The organism is Phytopseudomonas dryadis, assembly GCF_004327355.1.
GTDB classification, from domain to species: Bacteria; Pseudomonadota; Gammaproteobacteria; order Pseudomonadales; family Pseudomonadaceae; genus Aquipseudomonas; species Aquipseudomonas dryadis.
On record NZ_QJUM01000079.1, the window covers coordinates 1 to 543 of the forward strand.

General features: G+C 57.8%; 1 pseudogene. It reads right to left on the reverse strand.

The features are described from left to right. Positions 1-481, reverse strand: a pseudogene (locus tag DNK34_RS25295) (IS5 family transposase); the annotation flags it as partial. Positions 482-543 lie beyond the last annotated feature (62 nt).

Here is a 543-nt window from a genome sequence, read left to right on the forward strand (position 1 = left end):
ATATCGCTGGCTTGCCCCGGCGACAACATGAAGCGCAGGGGAACTCCATTGGCGTCGCAGATCAGGTGAATCTTGGTGGTCAGGCCACCACGGCTGCGCCCCAAGGCATGATCTAGCGGTTCTTCTGGCCCCCCTTTTTCCCGGCGCCTGAGGAGGCTCGGGTTGCGCGCACTGCGGTGGAGTCAATCATCCACGTGTCCAGATCAATCAGACCCTCCTGATTCAACCGGATGTGCAATCGCTCAAGAACCCGCTCAAACGTGCCGTCGTCTCGCCAGTCACGAAACCGTTGATACGCCGTCGACCATGGGCCGAAACGCTCCGGAAGATCGCGCCAAGCAGCTCCGGAGCAAAGAACCCAGAAGATGCCATTGAGCATCAGCCGATCATCTCTGCGAGGTCGGCCCATCTTCTGTTCCGGGGAAAGCAGATCTTTGATCAAATCCCATGCTGCGTCTGGGAGTTCGTAGCGCCTTGCCATGTGGGCCTCCAGCCAATCATGGCGGCTATTCTACTCATATCGACTTTTCGTACAGAACCTAG